A 21766-nucleotide genomic window follows, 5' to 3' on the forward strand; every position below is an offset into this window, starting at 1 on the left:
CGCAGGAATGGAAAATTGGGGTTGAATTGCTGCGCAAGTTAAAGTGTTTATCAATTCCACAGTAAATTATATTTTCCTTTAAGGGCTTAATAAAAGCTGAAGAAACCGGTTTTTTCATATTAGTATGTGCTATGTTTAGGCGGTTACTTCACCAGGAAATCTCACAAAACCTAACGCGTCTAAAGAATAAAGGGCTTGCATAGAAATGCGGCCCCGTTTTTTAATCCAATATCCTATGAAAAACCTGCCAGCATATTGGCAATGCCGATGCCAGAAAAAAGCATATTCATTATCAACCTGTTACGCATCATCCGTTTCTTAAAATTTCCAAATATGGGAAACCTCGTTCTCTCAAAAAGACAAATACTGTAACGGCTGCCGGCAGCATTCTGTCGCAGCGAGAGGCTGTAAACATTTTTGAAGGTGGCCTTAGCCCTTATCAACACATATACCCAGGGCTGCGGGTAATGTGCGTGAGGGATTGAAGCGGATACCCCGGTGAAGGCCCTGTGCAATGGCCCTGTGCCGGAGTATGAGCGGAAAGCCCGGCCCCTTGCGATAGCTTGGGGACACGCCGAAGTACAAAGTTAGAGGTACGAAGTACTTTTTTATATTGGATGTACGATGTGGGATGTAAACTCCCTACTAACCATTCACTATTCACTATTCACCATTCACTATTCACCATTCCCTACTCACTCTTCACCATTCACCTTTCAGCATATACATTTGCGTAGTTAAACCTGCCAATCTATGCTGGACCACTTTCCTTTTTACCTGGCTTTAATTATTGCCATCGTGCTGTTGATTATGCTGGCCAATAAAATAAAGGTTGCCTACCCCGTGCTGCTGGTGTTAGCTGGCTTGGCCATCAGTTTTATACCGGGCATACCAGCCCTGCATATTGATCCTGACCTAATCTTCGTTATTTTTCTGCCTCCGCTTCTGTATGAAGCTGCATGGGCTATCTCATGGAAGGAATTGTGGCGGTGGCGGCGCATCATCAGCAGTTTTGCTTTTGTGGTGGTGTTTCTTACCGCGCTATCCGTGGCACTTATTGCCAACCGCTTTATACCGGGCTTTTCGCTGGCATTAGGCTTTTTACTGGGCGGCATTGTATCCCCACCGGATGCGGTAAGCGCCGGCGCTATCCTGAAATTTGTAAAAGCGCCGCGGCGCCTGGTTTCCATCCTGGAAGGGGAAAGCTTACTAAACGATGCATCGTCACTTATTATATTCCGTTTTGCATCGGTGGCAGTAACTACAGGGCAATTTCTTTGGTATAAAGCTGCATTAAGCTTTTCGTGGATGCTTATTGGCGGCATAGGCGCCGGCTTGCTTATCGGCTGGATATTTATGAAAGTACACAAATACCTGCCTACGGATGATAATACCAATATTGTACTTACTATCGTAGCCCCCTATTTAATGTATATAGCAGCGGAAGAAGTGCATGGCTCCGGCGTACTGGCTGTGGTAAGTGGCGGTTTGTTATTGGCCAGTAACAGGCATGTTTTTTTACCTACGAGTGCCCGGCTACGTGGCGCCAATGTTTGGGAGAGCCTGGTGTTTGTGTTAAACGGACTGGTATTTATGCTGATAGGGCTTGATTTGCCAGAGATAACAGCCGGGCTGGAAGGGGTAAGCCTAACCTCTGCCATTTGGTATGGGGTATTGGTAACTTTGGTACTGATTATTGGCAGGATATTATCAGCCTACGGTGCTGTAATTGTTACATTGATAGCCAGGAATTTTATTACTGTTGCAGACACCAGGAACCCCGGCGCTAAAGCCCCCCTGCTGATAGGCTGGACAGGCATGAGAGGTGTGGTATCGCTGGCTGCCGCTTTATCTATACCGGCCACGCTGCCTGATGGCTCCGCTTTTCCGCAACGCAACCTTATACTGTTTATTACCTTCGTTGTTATACTGCTAACCCTGGTAGTACAGGGCCTTACGCTGCCATGGTTGATACGCAAAATAAACATGGAAGACCCCGATAAAACCCTTACAGAAGAGGAAGCGGAACAGCAACTGCAAAAACAGCTTTCCCAATATGCGCTTCAACAGTTAAAAGATGCCTACAGCGAGCAGCTAAACAGCCACACGGTATTGCAACAGATGGCCCAGAAGTGGGAACACCATGCCACTTCAATCGAAACCGAAAGCATCCTTAATGAAGAATGTAAAATGGTTTGCCTGGCGCTTTTAAAAAAACAGCGCCTGTGGCTGTTGGCCAAAAACAAAGAAGAACAAAGCCTGGATGAAGAAATAGTACGCAAACACCTGGTACGGCTTGACCTTGAAGAGGAAAAGCTGCGCTACCTGTAAACAGGTTACTCCTGCGGGTGAGGATTACAGCCGCTAACCGGTGAGCCCCCTCCGACTCCCGATAAAGGCGTAGAGACTGCGCTGCTTTGTGCCGGAGTAATGGCATAACCAAGGAAAAAGTTACCAAATGTTGCTTTAACGAAGGTTGCGAACGAAGTTCTGCCCGACCCCTTGCGTAGCCTGGGACACCTCATGATAATGTTAGGTGTATGGTGTGGGATGGATGATGTACGTTTACGAAGTACCTTTTTAATCTTAGATAAATTATTTTAAAAAAAATTTGTTTTAATCGTTTAAAATAATATTTTTGAAACTCAAAGCATGAAGATTACTTTAGCGGTATAAGACTGCTTATGAAAAGAAAGGTAGCCCTGAAAGATATTGCTAAGGAACTGGGAGTTTCTACAGCGCTGGTTTCTTATGTAATGAATAACCAGGAAGAAGAGAAAGGTGTAAACAAAGAATCTGCTTTAAAAATAAGGGAGGCTGCTGCAAGGCTTAATTACAGGCCCAACCAGATTGCCAAAAGCCTTAAGACCAATAAGACCCATACGATAGGATTGATTGTTGCCGATATAGCTTACCGTTTTACTACTGGTGTTACAAGGGCCATTGAAGCCGAAGCAAAGAAGAATAATTATACGGTTATTTTCGGCAGCTCCGACGAGAGCAATAAAAAGTTTCATGAACTGGCCAATGTACTGATTAACAGGCAGGTGGATGGGTTGATACTGGTTCCGGTTGAAAATTCTGAGCAGGAAATTGAGTACCTTCAGAAACATGACATTCCGTTTGTGCTGATAGACCGGTATTTTCCCGGGCTGGACGCCAACATGGTAGCCATTGACAATTACAAAGCGGCTTATCAATGTACTGCGCACCTGGTTAAAACAGGGCATCGTAACATAGCTTTCGTAAATTATAAAACCACGCTCTTTCATTTACAGGAACGCAACAGGGGCTACCGGCAGGCCCTGCAGGACAATGGCATTGAACCCCAGCCAGGCCTGGTGATTGATGTGAGGGAAAAACATCTAGAAGAAGATGTACGAAAAGGCATTAAGCAGGTAATGGCTTTAAACCCGGCGGCTGATAGTGTTTTCTTCGCTACCGATATACTGGCCATTCACGGGTTAAAGAACATCAACGCCATGAAAATAAAAGTACCTGGTGAGTTGGGCGTGCTAAGCTTTGACGAATCGGAAGCGTTTGAATTGTTCAGTTGCCCTGTTACCCATGGCAGGCAACCGATAGAAGACATAGGAAAGTTGGCAGTTACCACCTTGCTTGACCTTGTTGCCAACAATAAAGTAAAGCGCAGGATTGTACTTGAGTCTGATTTTATCAAAGGCAAGAGTTGTGGTGAATGATGTTTCTGAAACAGGATGATGAATAGCCCGTTAATCGCTGCCCATAGAACCAGGCGATGAAAGGATTGCCAGCCAGCTTTGTTATTTTATTTTAGCGCTGGCGAACCTCCTTCGTCGGTTTGCGACGCAAGAAACGATGCCACAAGTCCTGAAAGCTGGTATCCAGAAAATTCAATTCCGTAAAGGAATTTTTTAACCCTAAATACTTTAAACGTTTAAGGAAGCAAAGGCTTCCTTATTTCACAGATAAAATTTTAAACGATTAAACCAACCATTATGCTTGCTTTTCACAAACCGGTACATCCGCCTTAACAAGAAATATCACCATACTCCACACCTAAATGCAAACCAATCAAAAAAGTTTATGAGACTATTATTAACGATTGCTGTGCTACTGCTTAGCCTTTGCGCCATGGCGCAGCAAAAAATAACCGGAACGGTTATTCAAAAAGAAACAAATACACCCCTGGAAGGTGTAACAGTTCAATCAAAAAGCCAGACTGTTATTACAGACAGCCTGGGCCGTTTTTCTATTACGGCTACCCCGGGTGAAAGCCTGGTATTTTCTTATGTAGGCATGAAAACCATCACCATGGCGGCCCCGGCTTCGGGCACGCTTGATGTAACGCTGGAAACCAGCGGCAACGATCTAAACCAGATAGTTGTAACGGGCTATCAAACTCAAAAAAAGGCAGACCTTACAGGCGCCGTTTCAGTTGTAAACCTCAATGATGTAAAAGACATTCCGTTAGGTAACCCCGTAAAGGCGCTGCAGGGCAGGATACCGGGTGTTTTTATCAATACGGACGGCGCCCCTAACTCCAACGCCACCATCAGGATAAGGGGCATTGGCACCCTGGGTAACAACGACCCACTGTATGTTATTGACGGCATCCCCACCAAAAGGGGCTTACAGGAATTAAACCCCAACGATATCCAATCCATACAGGTATTGAAAGACGCTTCTTCGGCCAGCATTTATGGCTCCCGTGCGGCCAATGGCGTTATCATCGTTACCACCAAACAGGGCCGCAAAGGCTTCAGCCGTATTGATGTTAACGCTTCTACCTCGCTTCAATACTATGACAGCAAGCTGAAGATGCTTAACGCTGAGGAACGTGGCCGGGCTTACTGGCAGGCTGCCGTTAACGACAGGTCGAACCCCAACAACAACCAGATTTACCAATACGAATGGAATAACGATTTTAACAACCCGGTACTAAACAAAGTGATTATGCCGGAGTTTATTGACGCGGCCAAAACCATGCGCCCTGCCAATACCAACTGGTACGATGAAATAGCGCAAACATCGCTGCTCCAGTTTTACAATCTTACTTTCTCCAATGGTGGCGAACGCGGCAACTCCATGTTTTCCATCAGCTATTACGATAACAAAGGCATACTTAAACAAACTTTCTCCAAAAAAGTAACCGCCAGGTTTAATACAGATTACTCTTTCTTTAACGGCAAATTGAAAGTGGGCGAAAATCTTTCGGCCAACTATATCAAGAACAGCATTATCAACATTGGCGATGTAATGTTTACGGCGTTGGTAGGCCAGCCGATAGTTCCGGTTTATACGGTTGATGGCGGCTGGGGAGGCCCGGCACCCGGCATGTCTGACAGGCATAACCCAGTTCGCCTTATTGAAGACAATAAGCAAAACAGAAGCAATTTTTTCCGGGTGTTCGGTAACGCTTATGCTGACCTCACCATTCTGCAGGGCCTGCATTTCCGCACCAGCTTCGGTGTTGACTATGCAGGAAACTATCAACGCACTTTGCGGAAGTCTTATGTATCTGGCTTCCTGTCAGACCCTTCCAACCTTGCCCAGACATCGCAGGGTTACGACGGCAACTGGGTTTGGCAAAACACCGCCAGTTACCAGTTTACTGTAAACAGGAATAAGTTTGATGTACTGGCCGGTTCTGAACTAATCAAATACATCAACCAGAATTTTGCTGCCAGCAGGCAGGGCTATGCGTTGGAAAACATCAACTATGCCTACCTTGATGCAGGCTCGTCCAACCTCAATAACAGTGGCAGTGGCAGTAATTATTCCCTGCAAAGCTGGTTTGGAAAAGTAAACTATTCATGGGATGATAAATACCTCCTGTCCGCCACAGTGCGCCGGGATGGTTCTTCCCGCTTCGGCTCCGCCAACCGTTACGGTACATTCCCTGCGTTTTCAGTGGGCTGGCGTTTAAGTGAAGAAAGTTTTATCAAAGAACATATTCCTGCCATCAGCGATTTAAAACTGCGTTATGGCTGGGGCAGGAACGGCAACCAGGAAATAGCTAACAATGCTACTTTCGGACTCTATTCCGCCATCTATGGAACAGACCACGTTTTCGACAGCGACAGGGGCACCGCCTACGATATGAACGGTGTTGGCCAGGGCCAGTTGCAATCCGGTTTTGTAAGGATACAGCAGGGCAACGACTCGCTGAAATGGGAATCTACCACACAGTCCAATATCGGCGTTGACTTTGGCCTTTTTAACAACAAGCTTTCAGGCTCTGTAGATTATTTCATTAAAAAAACTTCCGACATCTTAATAAGCCCGCCCTATCTCGCCGTTATTGGCGAAGGTGGCAACCGCTGGTTTAACGGCGCTTCCATGCAAAACAAAGGCATAGAAATTCTTTTGTCTTACACCGGCCGCCTGGCCAATGGCCTGGACTTTTCCATCACCGGCAACATGGCCACTTTCAGGAACAGGGTAACTTATTTACCAGATGAAGTTTTGACAGCTTACCCTGGCAACGGCCAGGATAAAACCATCCTCGGTCATCCGGTTAACTCCCTGTTCGGTTACGTGGCAGACGGTCTTTTCCGCTCGCAGGACGAGGTTGAAAAATCAGCCGCGCAACCCGGTAAAGGGCTGGGCCGCATACGCTTCAAAGACCTCAACAGCGATGGCGTTATTGATGACAAAGACAGGGATTATATTGCCAACGTTAACCCCGATTTTACTTACGGCCTCAATGTTTCCCTGTCCTGGAAAAAATTTGATCTCAACTTTTTCTTCCAGGGCCTTAAAGGCGGCCAGGTGGTTAACAATTACAAAACATATACAGATTTTTCGTCCATCACGCAGGGCACCAACTGGGGTGTAAGAACGCTGGACGCATGGACGCCGCAAAACGTTAACAGCACCATACCGGCGCTTACCGTGGCAGACAGGAACAATGAAAGCCGTTTGTCAACTTATCTTATAGAACCCGGCTCCTATCTCAAGTTGCGCAACCTGCAGCTGGCATATAATTTAACCGGCGCATTCAAAACACTCAAATTTCAAAACGCCAAAGTATTTATACAGGCCAGCAACCTGCTCACGTTTAAAAGCAGTGGTTTTACCGCCGTTGATCCGGAGAACCCCAACAACTTTTACCCGATACCTGTCATTGGGACCATCGGTATTGACGTAAGTTTTTAAATACATTTTATGGACCGGACAGTATTGCTACTATCATCGCCTGTTGTGTCACTCACTTGTACGCTTTGTTCTTTACTGAGCAACCCGGCCACGAACTGCAGGTCTCACCGGCGAACTGGTATCAGCGTGCTTCCCTTCATTTCCTCATCTTATCTGTATAACAGTTACTGACTAAAAATAATTTCAAATGAAACGAATTGTTTATATCATCATCGCAACAGGCAGCATCTTTCTTGCCGCCTCCTGCGACAAGTTCCTGGAGCAACCGCCGCAGGGTGTTGTATCCGGCGATGACCTTAACACGCCTGAAAATGTAGAAAAGCTGGTAGTATCTGCTTACTCCGCATTGGGCAACGAAGCCATACACACATCCTACAGCCTGTGGCCCTGGGGCAGTATGCGCAGCGGCGATGCTTATAAGGGTGGCGATGGCCCCGGCGACAATACGGAATGGCACGATTATGAAACCTATGTCACCAATCGCAACACCAACTCCCGTTCAGATTTGATGTGGGCACAGATCTACAATGCCATTGCCCGCATTAACGAAGCGCTGGGCCGCATTAACAACATGGAAGAGCCTTTGTACCCACAAAAAGTGCAGCGCCAGGCTGAAATGCGTTTCCTGCGTGGGCATTTTTACTTCATGCTCAAAATTCTGTTCAAGTATGTACCCTACTTAGATGAGACAGTGCCCAAAGAACAATATGCAACCATCTCTAACAGGCAGTTTTCCAATGATGAGCTGTGGACCAAAATAGCTGATGAATTCCGCTATGCGGCAGACCATTTGCCCGAAACGCAAACCCAAATAGCGAGGCCCCTGAAATTTACAGCCAAGGCCTACCTTGCCAAAACATTGCTGTACCAGGCCTATGCGCAAAACGAAGACAATTCCATAAGTGGCATAGACAATAGTAAGCTGCAGGAAGTGGTAAGCCTTTGCAATGAAGTTATCGCCAGCGGCCGTTATAACCTTGCCGCTGATTTTGCAGAAAATTTCCTTGGCGCTACTGAAAACGGGCCTGAATCTGTTTTTGCCATACAGTACTCCCGCAATGACAATACCACCTACGGCAGGATAAATATGGGCCAGGCGCTCGTTTATCCTATGAATAAAGAGTTTGGTTGCTGCTGGCAGCACATACCCAGCCAAAACCTGGTAAACTCCTTTAAAACAGATGTCAAAGGCTTACCGATGTTCACCGGCTACAACCAGTCAGACGCGGTGGAAGGTGATGATTTTTTCGACAACACATTCGACCCACGCTTAGACCACACCGTAGCCATACCCGGCCACCCCTGGAAGTACAAACCAGATTTTGTGTACCAGAAAACCTGGGCCAGGGCGCCGCAGATTTATGGCTTCTTTACCACATTAAAAGGCACCGTTGCGCCTGATGATCCTACCTTTCAAAAGATACCGCCTTTTATGTCAAGCTCTGCCAATTGGGAGTTGATACGTTATGCGGATTTACTTCTTTGGAAAGCAGAGGCATTGATTGAACTGGGCAGGCAGGATGAAGCGCTACCCCTGATTAACCAGGTACGTGCACGAGCTGCCAACAGCGTCAGCAGGCTAAAACAGCAGGATGGCAGTTTTACTTCCAACTATTTAGTACATACCTACCAGCCGGGCGTCAACTGTACGTGGGACCAGGCTTTTGCAAGGCAGGCACTCCGGTGGGAACGCCGCCTGGAATTCGCAATGGAAGGCAACCGCCTGTTCGACCTGGTGCGCTGGGGAATTGCAGATGTGTACATGAATAACTATTTTAAGGAAGAATCGCCCAAACGCACTTACCTGCAAACAGCAAAATTTCAAAAAGGGCGGGATGAGTATTTGCCCATACCGCTTAACCAGATAAACTTCAGCAAGGGGCTTTATCAACAGAACGCAGGATGGTGAGTGGTGAATGGTGAGTGGGGAGTAGTGAGTGGGGACGCATTCCACTTCTTTTTTCTTCATTCCTTGTTCCTTGTGCGATATTAAAATGGCGAGTGGTGAATGGGGAGTAGTGAATGGGGATGCATTCTACTTCCTTATTCAAAATTCCTTGTTCCTTGTTCGATATTCATTCGGTGAATGGTGAGTGGGGGAATTGCGCTTCGCCGTTTATTATTCAAAATTCCTTGTTCCTTGTTCGATATTCATTCCGTACCACTTGGAGGCGGATAATTACAGATAGCTGATAACAACATAAGACATGGGCATAAAACTAAAGGTTCTTTTAATAGCAGTAATTGCCGCAACCGGCGGTTTATTGTTTGGCTTTGATACCGGTGTTATTTCCGGGGCATTGCCTTTTTTGAAACAACACTGGCAACTGGATGATGCCAGCCTGGAATGGGTAACCACTACGGTATTGATTGGCGCCGTAATAGGCGCACTGGGCAGCGGAAAGCTCTCTGATGTACTGGGCCGCAAAAAAATGATCATTATAAATGCCGTCATTTTCTGCGCCGGAGCGCTGGGCTGCGCCTTTGCCTGGAACATAACCGTACTGATGCTGATGCGCATGGTAATTGGCATTGCCATCGGCATAACCTCTTATGTGGTGCCCATGTACATTGCCGAAATAGCCCCGGTAAGAAAACGGGGGGCGCTGGTTACACTTAACCAGTTGATGATAACCATCGGCATACTTGTTTCTTATATCACAGACTATGCCCTGTCAGACGATAATAACCCGGCCTCCTGGCGGTGGATGTTTTTTGCGGGCTTTATACCGGCAATCATACTGCTGGTGGGCATGTTCTTTCTCCCGGAGTCACCAAGGTGGCTTATCAGCAAGGGCCGTTGGGAAGAAGGCAAAAGGGTATTGCAAAAAACAGAAGACGCCGACCTGGTTGAACAGGCTTTGCAGGACCTGCAGAAAGAAACGGCCCTTGCCGCAGAGCAAAAAGGTGAACTGAAAGAAATACTAAAGCCCTGGTTGCGGCCTGCTTTGATTATTACAATCGGCATCTTTTTCTTTCAGCAGTTTTCCGGGGTTAACACCATTATCTACTACTCCCCTATCATATTCCAGATGGCGGGCATTGTAAGCAATACGGGCTCCATATTACCAGCCATTATTATTGGCGCTGTTAATGTGCTGGCTTGTTTTGTATCCATACTGTTGCTGGACAAAATAGGGCGAAGAAAACTGTATATGATCGGCATTAGCGGCATGGTGCCCTCGCTGGCTTTACTGGGCTGCTGCTTTTACTTTAAAGAAGCCCTGGGCGCAAGCCTTCCCTATTTTGCTGTGCTAAGCATTGTATGCTTCATTATTTTCATTGCCATTAGCCTTGCCCCTTTGGGGTGGCTGCTTATCTCTGAAGTATTTCCCCTGTCAGTACGTGGCGTGGGCATGAGCATTGGTTCGCTGGCGCACTGGGGTTTTAATGCCATCATCGCTTTTACCTTTTTGAAGCTGGTAAACACCATTGGTGTATCAGCCACTTTTTTAAGTTATTCGCTCATTTGCATAGCAGGCATTGTCTGGGGCTATTTTTATATACCGGAAACGAAGGGCAAGTCGCTGGAAGATATAGAACAATCGTGGCGGCAGGGCCGCAAGCCAAGGGAGATATAGTATCCGTAAGGCCAATGTTATTAAGCTAGGTTGTCAGCCTGAGCTTGTCGAAGGCGGAGTGGTGAAAAACAACTTGCATAACCCCGGTTTCGACAAGCTCTACCTGACATTCGTTTTCTTAACTTAATGACATTGTCCGGCAGGCAATTACTCATCATAGTTTTAGCGGTTAGTTTTGGAAATGTTTATTTTTTACTTTGTTTAATGGGCGGCAATTGTCTAATTGCTGCATTTAGTGAATGGTGAGTGGGGAGTGGTGAAGGGTGAGTGGGGAGTGGCGAGTGGGGATGCATTCCACTCCTTCATTCTTCATTCCTTGTTCCTTGTTCGATATTAAAATGGCGAGTGGGGAGTTGTGAGTGGGGACGCATTCCACTTCTTCATTCTTCATTCCTTGTTCCTTGCTCAATATTCATTTGATGAAGTTAGCCTAAGCTTGTCGGATGCGGGTGAGGGATTGAAGCGGAAAGCCCACAGCCGTGAGGAACGAACGGCGAGGACTTGCAGCGGAAAGCCCGACCCGAGGCACGAGGGGCACCCCCAAATAACACTAACAACTATCATTGAAAAATGCAGACAATAACCTTAATAAAATTTGAAACACTTTATTCTAAAACCAGTTACATGAAGAAATTAATGTTAGCATTTGTTACCGCTTTTTTAGTGCTGTCTGCAAATGCGCAATTTATCAGCAGCTTTCACCCGGAACAGGAGCCCACCAACGGCATACAGTATTTTAAACCAACAGGCAATTTATTTGTAGGTGACTGCATACCGTTTTATCATGAAGGCACTTATTACCTGTACTGGCTGCTGGATTCCGGGCACCACTCCGCATTGGGCGGGCTGGGCGGCCACCAATGGACGTTGAGCACATCAAAAGATTTAAAAACATGGAAGCATTACCCCGTTGTATTGGGCATAGATGAAGACTGGGAAAAATCAATTTGCACAGGCTCTGTAGTGTACCACAATAAAAAGTTTTACGCTTTTTATGCAACGCGGTTAATTGACGCAAACGGCAATGTAAATGAACAACTGAGCTATGCCATAAGCGACGATGGCATACACTTTAACAAACAAAAACCCAACCCGTTTTATACCTCTGCGCCGGGTTACAACAAACGTAATTTTCGCGACCCCAAGGTAATAGTGGACAATGCCGGCGTTTTTCACCTGTTTGTATCTTCAGCCAAAGAACCTTCTGAAACCGCGGAAGACGGCGCATTGGTGCACCTAACCTCTAACGACCTGAAAACATGGACGGTTAATGAACCCCTGATATACGGCCAGCTTGATGTGCCCGAATGCCCAGATTACTTTTTATGGAAGGGCTGGTACTACCTGGTATATGGCCGTGGTGGAAGTACTTTTTACCTGAAATCAAAAAAGCCTTACGGGCCATGGGAGTACCCCCGTTACCAGGCGTTGGATGAAGACTGGGTAAACGTTGCCAAAACCGCTGAATTTACCAATGGCCGCCGCATTGTAGCAGGCTGGATACCCAACAAAAAAGACAGTAAGGACAACGGACACGAAATATTTGGCGGCAGTATTGTTCTGCGAGAGTTAACACAGGAACAGGATGGCACCTTAAATACCGGTTGGCCTGCGGAGGCCTTGCCTGCTACCACGGCAACACTTACCCCTACCGGCACTAGCGGCAACCATGTTACAAAAACCGGCGCGGACAATTACACCATAAACACGCCGGGAGGATTAGATGCTGTTTTCTTTGAAAATATTCCCACAGATTGTTACATTAGTTTTGAGATGGAAACATCGGGCCTGGTGGAAGACTGGGGGCTTTACCTGCGCAGCAATGCCACCGGTGGCGAGGGTTATAAACTAAGCTTCTCCGCCATTAACAGAGAAGTGCGCCTGGCCAACTCCTCTATTAAAGCCGTTGATGGCCTTGATAAAAAAACAAAGGTGCAGGTAGTTATGAAAGGCGACATTATTGATGTATGCATCGGCGGCAAACGTTGTATTGTTAACAGGTTATATGAGCGTAAGGGAGCCGCACTCGGATTATTCGCCAAACATGGCAAAGTTACTTTCAGTGCTTTTAAGATTGCCCCATTGCAACCATAAACAGATAACACTTGTATGATGATTTTAGGATTTGATATAGGCGGCACCAAATGCGCTGTAATACTGGGCGAAGAAATGCGCAGTGATAAGATTGTTATTAAAGACAAGCTGGTAATGCCTACAGATAAGCCGGTGTACGAAATGATTGGATTTTTATTTGACCAGGCAGATGTTCTGTTGCAGCAAAACAATATAGCATTAGAAGGCATACAGGGAATTGGCATAAGTTGCGGCGGTCCGTTAAGCAGCAGGCATGGGGTTATATTGTCCCCGCCCAATTTACCCGGCTGGGATAATATACCGATTGTTGAACTTGCACTTAAGAGGTTTGATAAACCGGTATTGCTGCAAAACGATGCCAATGCCGGTGCTATTGCCGAGTGGAAATATGGCGCAGGCAAAGGCTACGAAAACTTAATTTTTCTCACTTTCGGCACAGGTATGGGCGCCGGGCTAATACTCAACGGAAAATTATATTCAGGCACAACAGACCTGGCTGGAGAAGTAGGCCATCTGCGCCTGTCTGATATGGGCCCTGTTGGCTTTGGCAAAGCAGGTTCTTTTGAGGGCTGGTGCAGCGGCGGCGGCATTGCGCAACTGGCACAAATAAGGGTAAGGCAACAACTGCAGATGGGGCAACAGGTTTCTTTCTGTAAAAGCCTTGATGAACTGCCTGGCCTAACGGCTAAAACAGTAGCGGAGGCAGCTTATGAAGGCGACCAGACAGCAATTGAAATTTATACTGATTGTGGCACCTATCTTGGTAAAGGCCTGTCTTTGCTGATTGATGTACTTAACCCCGAGCTGATCTTGCTCGGCAGTATTTATGGCAGGGCACAATCGCTGCTTGAAGACGCGATGAGAAAAGTGTTGGAGAAAGAAACCATCAGAACGTCTTACGAAGCCTGTAAAATAATGCCTGCAAGCCTTGCGGAGAACATTGGTGACATGGCAGCCTTGTCGTTGGGCGTACAGGCCGCCAGCCAGGCAGTACCCGTAGGCGGGTGAATTTACATGGGGTGCCCCCAAGCTGCGCAAGGGGTCGGGCAGAACTGCGTTCGCAACCTTCGTTAAAGCAACACTTAGTTGCTTTTTCTCGGTTGTGCTATTACTCCGCCACAGGAGCTTGGCTGCGAAGGCTTCAGCGGGGTAACCGCTTCAATCCCTCACCCGACAGCCCGTTGCAGGTTACCGGTTACAAATTGCCGGTTTGTTAATCCTGAAGACTGGAAAAACAACTGGCACCATATAGCTGGTGTTTGCACTGATTCCTCCCCCCAGATTCATATAGATGGTCAATTGCAGGGCGAAGCACTCATCGCAGAGCCAGTACAACCAACCAGTCCTTCGCCTTGGGCAATCGGCCCCAACTGCGAGTTTTTGCTTAACAGAGTTTTTAACAGCGAGACTAGCCACATAGCATTGTTACGGCTGCGCTTTGCGCTGAGGAAATAAAAAAGGAGAAAGAAACTATAGCCCGGCGGAAGATAAACAGGAAGCTTTTTTAAGCAATCTTGCGTGACGAAGCAGCAAGGCTGGAACACGTGTACACTTCGCCCACTGCTGATTTTTTTCTGATACTTATAGAAGGGCTTTGGTTAATTGTAATTGTTTATATATTAGAGTGCGTTAAAGACGACTTTAGCAGTCATTTCTATAGAATCAAACATCATGAAAAAGTTCACAATATTTTTTCTTTCCGTTACCTTATTAAGCTGTTCTAATTCGTCGAATGAACCAGTGCAGGTCGAGAAAGCATCTAACACCGCTTCTGATTTAGGTAATACAACATACAAACAGCTTGTGGATGGCTTAAAGCTCAACTATGTTCTATATTACAGAAGTATCAAAGAGATTGATAGTAACCTAAATAGCTGGGGCATGCCAACGTCTGACTCAATATTCAGAATCGACAGCATTAGATATTGGAAAAGCAATGAAAAGTTTTTTAAACAAGACCGGGACTTTGTCACATGGCTTTTGAGCTTTAAGTATGACACCACAAATTCCGGGCTTTGGATCAAATATCATAATCCCATAAGCTCATATTTATCAGAGTGCAACTTACCTGGTCTGGTTAATTCAAGATCGGTTATTATCTTACTTGAAAATTTCTTGACCGGATACAAAGATGAGTTGGAGTGTTTTGAATGTAAATATGATAATGGTTCAAATTGCAATTTTGACAAATATGATGAGATAGAAGCTTTTCTTTCCAGGAACAAGAAAAAAAGTATTGCAGAGTTGAGAACCTTATGGAGACGAAAAAACGACCACTAACATTGCCTGGCAATATTTCGGGCAACAAGTATATTCACAGTCCTAAACACAGAATATTACCACATCACAATGCTTAACATTAGCGGTCATCTAAAAAAATAGTAATAAACCACAGACAACCATAAAAACAGAACCAATGAGAAAAGTGATTTCATTTATACACATTTCGCTTGACGGTTTTGTAGCAGGCCCGAACGGAGAAATGGACTGGATTAAAGTTGACGAAGAAATTTTTGACCATGTTGGTAAGCGGATAAGCGGAGGCGACACTGCATTATATGGACGGATAACCTACGAGATGATGGAAGGTTACTGGCCTACCGCAGCAGACCAACCGGCAGCGAGCAGGCACGACATCGAACATTCAAAGTGGTATAGTAAAGTTCATAAAGTTGTTCTATCAAAAACATTAAAAGAAGCGGATTTAACTAATACAACAATTATTAGCGATAACCTTACGGACAGGATAAATGAACTAAAACAATCCGGCATTGGTAGTAGTGAAGACATATTGCTTTTTGGCAGCCCTATAGCAACACATTCGCTTATTCAACTGAACTTAATTGACGGCTACTGGCTTTTTGTTAACCCAGTTATTCTCGGGGAAGGTATCCCATTGTTTAAAGACATCAAAGACAAAATAAAACTCAATCTGTTGTCTACCCGCCAATTTACCTGCGGGGTAACTGAACTAAATTATATAGTGGACAGATAATTACAATGAACCCCCACCCAATTATATAACCAATTAACAGGCCCGTGATAATGCCGGGCAACTGCATAACCAATAAGCTTTTGTATCTTCAGTTGGTATTGGTACCGGCAGAAGCACAGCATGCCATCACATTTCCAATGGTCTTAAACCAGTGAGAATGGCACTATCGATATAAATAATTAATAAAGCATAGTTTATGGCAGTAAAAAACAAAACAACCTGGACACCAGTTGATGTAAAAGGATTTATAGAATCTTACGTTGAGAATGAACAAAAGAAAGCCGACTCTTATACGTTGATTGAGCTGATGACCAGGTGGTCTGGCTGTGAGCCTGAAATGTGGGGGCCAACGATTGTTGGCTTCGGCAGGTATCATTACAAGTATGCAAGCGGCCATGAAGGTGACGCTCCTATCATTGGCTTCTCACCACGGAAGCCAGAATTTTCATTCTATATTTATTCGCCTACGGAGAACAGTAAACAACTTCTTAGCAGTTTGGGCAAATTCAAAATGGGCAAGTCCTGCATTTATGTAAAAAAACTTTCCGACATAAGTATTCCCACCCTGGAAGCGCTTTGCAAAGCTTCTATTGAATATGTTGCAGAGCATCACAAATGTTGATATCACGATAACCAAAAAGACAGTTAAGTTAACGGCAGGCAACGGCTAGCCGTACCCATGCGGAAGACCACTTGAGTCTGAAAGATCTTTTTCGGCATGCCACAGACTAATTACAGCAATAATATCATCTTCCGGATACCTCAAACCATCATCCGTGTTATTGAGGTTGCAGCCATAGATTTACGGGTTTATCAACTGATGCCTTGAAAGGAAGGCTTATTTTCCTGCCCTGCCCGGCGGAAGCATAAGCCGCATAGATAAGTTCCAGCACGGCTTTTCCATCGTGGCCGGTAACCAGCGGGGCGGTATTATTACGTACGCAACCGATAAAGTGTGCCAGCTCCTGCGGGTAACCCTGGTTAAAGGCTTCTTCAAAAATGGGGAAGCTCCAGCCTGCAGTGCTCCCTGCTTTTTCCATAGCATAACCGTAGCCGTTTAAGCTGTAGGCGAGGGAAGAGTTACCCCTGAACAGGTCCGCATAAATTACCCCCTCTTTTCCGTAAACTTCGCAGTGGTCGTCCATACCGCCGTGTTTGGCCCAGCTATTTTCCGCAATACAGGTAGCGCCATTTTCAAACTCCACAATCACTACGGAATTATCTTCCCCCTTTGTTCTTCCCTTATGCAGTATGGTACCCATGGTTGCATAAACGCTAACAGGTTTAATTGCAGGCAGCATCCATTGAAACCAGCCCAGGGCATGGCAGCCCATGTCCATCAGAACGCCGCCGCCTGCCTGCTGTATATCGTAAAACCAGTCAGAGTGCGGGCCGGAATGTTTTTCAGCCTGTTTAAGCATGTAAATTTCACCTACGGCGCCCTCCTTTACCATTTGGCGAACCCTTTCGTATTTTGGTGCAAAACAAAGCTCTTCGGCATACATTAGCAATACCCCCGCCTTGCTGCAGGCTGCAATCATTTCATCGGCTTCCTCAAGGGTTACGGCCAGGGGTTTTTCGATGATGATATGCTTGCCGGCCGCTGCAGCTTTCAGCGTAGCCTTATGGTGCAGAAAGTTGGGCAGACAGATATCCACCACTTCACATGCTGACTGTTGCAACAGTTGGTCAATATCATTAAACCATTGGGCGATATGATGTTTTTTGGCAAAGGCTTCGGCCTTATCCAGGTTACGGGCATATACAGCCACCACTTCAGCATCAGGTACAAAACGCTGGTAGCTTTCAATATGAATATCACTGATAAAACCGGCACCCAGTATGGCCACTTTAGTTTTTTGCATAAGTAAACAATTGTAGGTTATAATACTTGAATGAAGATAATGAGATAGCATACTTCTTTTGCCGAGTGGCTCAGAAAAATATGACGGTGTTGTAAAGTAACCAACACGTAAACAGCACAACCTTCGCAACTGCAATAATTGATTGCGTTTGCGAAGGTTGCAAATACAGTATTGCCTAAATGCAATGGGTTCCAAACAACAAAAGATATCTACAAGTCTTTTAAGCCCTTTCCATTACCTCAACTAAGAGTGGCCAAAGGTCTTTATTAAATTTCCGGCTGAAGATACCCATGTGGCCTACCTTTTTTGCTGTGTGTTTTTTCACGTTTATCTTAATCACTTCAACCGGTGCGTTGGGAAAAAATTGCATCATTAACGGCACGGTCTTGTCATTAGCAATAAAATCATCACTGGTATATATCGAAGTAATAGGGGTTGTGAATTGGTGAAAGGCATCCGTATTTAGGTAATTCATCAAGAAGCTGCGGAAATAATATTTACTCATACACCATTTGCGCCATTCCATCAACACATTGCGGGGAAGGTTTTCGCCCCAGCCTACCGCTTTCATGGTGCCATAGCCATACAGTTTTGTAAGTACCGGACTTATTATATACCATAGCAGGCAAACGATAATGTTTTTCGGAAAGGGAAAGTATCCCCAGTAACCAAGGGCTGCATTGATAGCTATTACCTTCTTTACATGATGGCTGTTCTCCAGGAAGCCTGTTAACTGGGCGCCTATGCTGTGCCCCAGCCAAATTATACCGGTGAGTTTTTTTTCATTAACCAGGAAACCGAGAACCGCATTCATATCTTTAATACCCCAATCGTGCATATACGAGGTAGAGGCCTTCAGGTTAGCAGGCGCCGACTCCCCCACACCGCGATAATCGTATAACAATACCCTGTAACCATTTTGCACAAGGAACCTGGCAAAGTGCAGGTAAAATTCTTTTTTAACAGCGGTAGCAGAACTGATAACAACAGTTCCTGTGCTTTCCCCGGGTGGTGTGGCATATAAAGCACCAAGCTGGTAACCATCCGCCGCTGTTATAATAATATTTTGCATAGCTAATAAGTTCAGGTGTTTGTTTACAAAGGGTTTATTAAAAAACACAGGTGGTAAACACCACCCGTTTAATCCATCAGATTCCAATTCACATGCTCGTTTTTGGCGTTGCTGCCGGGCCTTTGCCTGCGGCTATCTTAAATGGCTATCGCCATTTTGAACAAGGCTTTATGGCCATTCAGAACTGCTACTATCAGGTTTTGTTGTGTCACTCACTTGTACGTTCGGTATTTCTATTCGCCATTGTGCAACAACTTTATTTTGATGGCAAAGCCCGGCAACGCCAGTTTTTTTTACCTGGACAGAATCATTCGTTTTGTAGCAACGACCCGGCCATTAACGTATAAAGAATAATGATAGGAGCCGGCCGAAAGAGAAGCGGCATCCAGCCTGAGATTGCCCTTACCTGCGGCGGTAATATTTATCTGCTTTAATGCTTTGCCATTTGCATCGTACACAACAATGCTTGCGGTGGAAAATTTCTGAGGTATGTTGTAATTGATCACTGTGCTGCCGTTGAAAGGGTTGGGAGTGTTCTGCGACAGGGATGCATCGGTAATGCTGGTGGCAGATTCGCTCTTTACCAGCAGGGCTTCCAGTTTTTCGATGCGTGCCTGCAGTGTTGCAATTTCTTCATCTTTCTCTTTGCTTAACTGCTGAACAGCTTTAACCAGCGGAACCACAAACTCGCTGTAGCTTAGACCATACACATCTTTATCATTCTGTGGCTTGTGCACGCCGCTGAAATTGTAGTTAACCTTTTGGGCGGCTTTTTCCACTTCTTGCGCCACGAAGCCGGTATAGGTTATTTTTTCTTTCTGGGTGATGGCTTTTTCTTCTACCTCGGCCCTCTCTTTGTCAGCGGCACTTTTGGTTGCTTTCATATTTTTAACAGCCTCGGGGCCTCCTATTTTGGCATTCAACCCGTGTATATCGTAGGTGTAAGTAACAGGCCGTAAAAGCTTAATAAATTCAAGTCCGGGTACATTTTCCTGCAGATTTTTCTTGAACCTTCCATCGGAGTAAATAACAAAGCCGCTGCCAGACCTGATGCTGGTAACCGTTGTGTTTCCCAGTACAATTTGATTGCTGGCTGTAATTTTAGCATTTTGCCCCAGCGCCGTAGAGTTGGAAGTGAAGGCGGTTGTAGCCGCGGTGTAGGATCCTACATAAGTATTGTAACCACTGCTTTGGGCTGAATTTCCCGCTGCATAACCGATAGCGGTGTTATAGTGTTCTGCGGTTGCAGAATACAGGGCAAACATACCCACGCCTACGTTGCGTTCACCGGTTGTATTGCTATACATAGCATACCCACCTGTACCCACGTTGTAAGACGCTGTGGTGTTATATCTTAAGGCATAAGTTCCGGAAGCAGTGTTGAACTCGCCGATCTTATTGGAAAAAAGCGATTCAAAACCTATGGCCGCATTGTAAGACCCCTGTTCATTAAGGTAAAGGCTCGAAGCGCCAAAGGCTGAATTGCCGGGAGCAAAATTGTTGTATAAAGATAAAGCGCCGTTGGCTGTGTTGTTGTCTGCCGTCTTATTAAACAAGAGTGCTCCAAAGCCGGTTCCGGTATTATGGTTTCCAGTGGTGTTTTCAGTAAGCGCCGACGTACCATTGGCGGTATTGTGAAAACCTGTTGAATTTCTATGAAGGGCGAAATTACCCGAAGCAACATTTTCGAAGCCTGTACTGTTATAATACATAGAGCGGTAGCCAATGGCTGTGTTAGACGTACCATCTGTATTAAAAAACATGGAACCATAACCTACCGCTGTATTATAATTGGAGGTTGTGTTTGTTTTAAGCGCAAGGCTCCCCACCGCGGTGTTGAAGATGCCGGTAGTATTGGCAAGCAACGCATCATTTCCTACAGCAGTATTGTTGTTGCCGGAAATGTTGTTGTAAAGGCTGCGATAGCCAAGGGCTGTATTAAAGCTGGACCTGTTTTTGTACAAACTGCCCGAGCCCATGGCTGTATTGTTACTGCCGGTGGTATTAGCGTACAAAGCGCTCTGCCCTGTTGCTGTATTGTTGTTGCCCGTGGTGTTAAAGGGCAGAACCATAAAGCCCACACCAGTATTATTAGAGCCGGTGGTAAGCGCTGTTAGCGCCGAATCGCCAAACCCGATATTTTTTGTGCCCGTAGCGGTTGATTTGCCGGATACGGGACCTGCAAAAAAGTTGGTGGTTCCGGGCCGTTGCAAAATAGGCTCTCCTTTAAAAATAAAACTTCCACGCAGGTAAAGGCTTCGCCAGCTAAAAGTACTGCTGCCGAGATCTATGGTTGAATTAGCGTTTGGCAGCAAAGCCGTGTTTACAGCCGTTGGCGCTGTAAGGTTGGAAAGCTTTTGATTCGCGTTTTGCGCATGGTTGTTTTGATATGCGCAAACTGCCAGGGCCATTAAGGCCGCTTTGTAGATTTTTGAAGACATACAATTTTTTTAATGATCCAATAATGGTGTATGGCAACAATGTTGAAAAATGGTGGCAGTTTTAAACTGCCACCCGTCCATCTCACTCAACACTGCTACTTAAAAGTTTTCTCCCCCGATAAGGGCACGGTTAAAAACCCCGGTTGCTTAGATGGATACTAAGCAAACAAGGCGATTATTGCCTGGCCAGGCTGCTGCCACAATCATCTTCGTTAGTAGATTAGCCGTTAAGCTTTAGCTGCTGTTAAGGCCTGTAAAGAGGGGGCAACCTTGAGGCGTTTTCAACAAGAAGCATCTTCACCAACATGATTTTTGGTTATACAGGAAGGATATTGTTGCAGGGAGGTTTCAACAAAATTTCAAAACCTTACTCATGGTTGCAAGTACGCTTTAAGCAACGGCGGTAAAATAGAAATGAACGGCGGGGATGATTGTGTAATCATTTTTGAATTGCTTTTACTAATAAAGCAATAAAAGAGGGCTCCCGGTAAAAGCAGCGGCGTGTTACACTTTCGGGTGAGGGATTGCAGCGGCTACCCCGGTGAAGCCGTTGCAGCAGGGCTTTTGTGCCGGAGTAA

General features: G+C 45.7%; 14 protein-coding genes. 11 read left to right on the top strand and 3 right to left on the bottom strand.

The genetic code is table 11. The features are described from left to right. Positions 1 to 753: 753 nt before the first annotated feature. The 10 genes from F0364_RS27550 to F0364_RS27595 all read left to right on the top strand — a co-directional run bounded on the left by F0364_RS27550 (position 754) and on the right by F0364_RS27595 (position 16432). Complete coding sequence (locus F0364_RS27550) at positions 754 to 2331, top strand: Na+/H+ antiporter (RefSeq protein WP_153801048.1); 1578 nt, start codon at positions 754 to 756, stop codon at positions 2329 to 2331. A 353-nt stretch (positions 2332 to 2684) separates the two neighbouring features. Further along, positions 2685 to 3701 (top strand): LacI family DNA-binding transcriptional regulator, encoded by a 1017-nt coding sequence (locus F0364_RS27555; RefSeq protein WP_153801049.1) that lies wholly within the window; start codon positions 2685 to 2687, stop codon positions 3699 to 3701. Positions 3702 to 4065: 364 nt separating this feature from the next. Continuing rightward, positions 4066 to 7140, top strand: coding sequence for a SusC/RagA family TonB-linked outer membrane protein (locus F0364_RS27560; protein WP_153801050.1), 3075 nt, complete (start codon positions 4066 to 4068; stop codon positions 7138 to 7140). 187 nt (positions 7141 to 7327) lie between these two features. Next, on the top strand, positions 7328 to 9049 hold the full coding sequence (locus F0364_RS27565; RefSeq protein ID WP_153801051.1) for a RagB/SusD family nutrient uptake outer membrane protein: 1722 nt from the start codon (positions 7328 to 7330) through the stop codon (positions 9047 to 9049). A gap of 298 nt (positions 9050 to 9347) precedes the next feature. Further along, entirely contained in the window at positions 9348 to 10721 is a 1374-nt protein-coding gene (locus F0364_RS27570) for a sugar porter family MFS transporter (protein WP_153801052.1), read from the top strand. A gap of 624 nt (positions 10722 to 11345) precedes the next feature. Then, positions 11346 to 12815 carry a family 43 glycosylhydrolase gene (locus tag F0364_RS27575; protein ID WP_153801053.1) on the top strand — a complete coding sequence of 490 codons (1470 nt, stop codon included), beginning with the start codon at positions 11346 to 11348 and terminating at the stop codon, positions 12813 to 12815. 15 nt (positions 12816 to 12830) lie between these two features. Further along, positions 12831 to 13823: an ROK family protein gene (locus F0364_RS27580; protein ID WP_153801054.1), complete on the top strand. Its 993-nt coding sequence runs from the start codon at positions 12831 to 12833 to the stop codon at positions 13821 to 13823. A gap of 663 nt (positions 13824 to 14486) precedes the next feature. Further along, positions 14487 to 15095: a hypothetical protein gene (locus F0364_RS27585; protein ID WP_153801055.1), complete on the top strand. Its 609-nt coding sequence runs from the start codon at positions 14487 to 14489 to the stop codon at positions 15093 to 15095. Positions 15096 to 15231: 136 nt separating this feature from the next. Continuing rightward, positions 15232 to 15810, top strand: coding sequence for a dihydrofolate reductase family protein (locus F0364_RS27590; protein ID WP_153801056.1), 579 nt, complete (start codon positions 15232 to 15234; stop codon positions 15808 to 15810). A gap of 196 nt (positions 15811 to 16006) precedes the next feature. Next, positions 16007 to 16432 (top strand): DUF1801 domain-containing protein, encoded by a 426-nt coding sequence (locus F0364_RS27595; RefSeq protein ID WP_153801057.1) that lies wholly within the window; start codon positions 16007 to 16009, stop codon positions 16430 to 16432. Between the two features lie 157 nt (positions 16433 to 16589). On the opposite strand, the gene F0364_RS27600 is transcribed toward F0364_RS27595, so the two are convergent. Together F0364_RS27600 and F0364_RS27605 are read right to left on the bottom strand one after the other, a co-directional pair. Beyond that, positions 16590 to 17675, bottom strand: a complete 1086-nt coding sequence (locus F0364_RS27600) for a Gfo/Idh/MocA family protein (protein ID WP_207632915.1) — start codon at positions 17673 to 17675, stop codon at positions 16590 to 16592. A gap of 220 nt (positions 17676 to 17895) precedes the next feature. Next, the gene (locus tag F0364_RS27605) at positions 17896 to 18747 is read right to left on the bottom strand and encodes an alpha/beta hydrolase family protein (protein WP_153801059.1); all 852 of its coding nucleotides are present in this window, start codon (positions 18745 to 18747) and stop codon (positions 17896 to 17898) included. Between the two features lie 50 nt (positions 18748 to 18797). On the opposite strand from F0364_RS27605, the gene F0364_RS27610 reads away from it, so the two are divergent. Further along, entirely contained in the window at positions 18798 to 19094 is a 297-nt protein-coding gene (locus tag F0364_RS27610) for a hypothetical protein (protein WP_153801060.1), read from the top strand. Here F0364_RS27610 and F0364_RS27615 read toward each other — a convergent pair. Next, a complete protein-coding gene (locus F0364_RS27615; RefSeq protein WP_153801061.1) occupies positions 19041 to 21188 on the bottom strand; it encodes a T9SS type A sorting domain-containing protein in 2148 nt (715 codons plus the stop codon). The genes F0364_RS27610 and F0364_RS27615 overlap by 54 nt on opposite strands. Positions 21189 to 21766 lie beyond the last annotated feature (578 nt).

The sequence above is a fragment of the Foetidibacter luteolus genome, from assembly GCF_009650435.1.
Classification (GTDB): domain Bacteria; phylum Bacteroidota; class Bacteroidia; order Chitinophagales; family Chitinophagaceae; genus Foetidibacter; species Foetidibacter luteolus.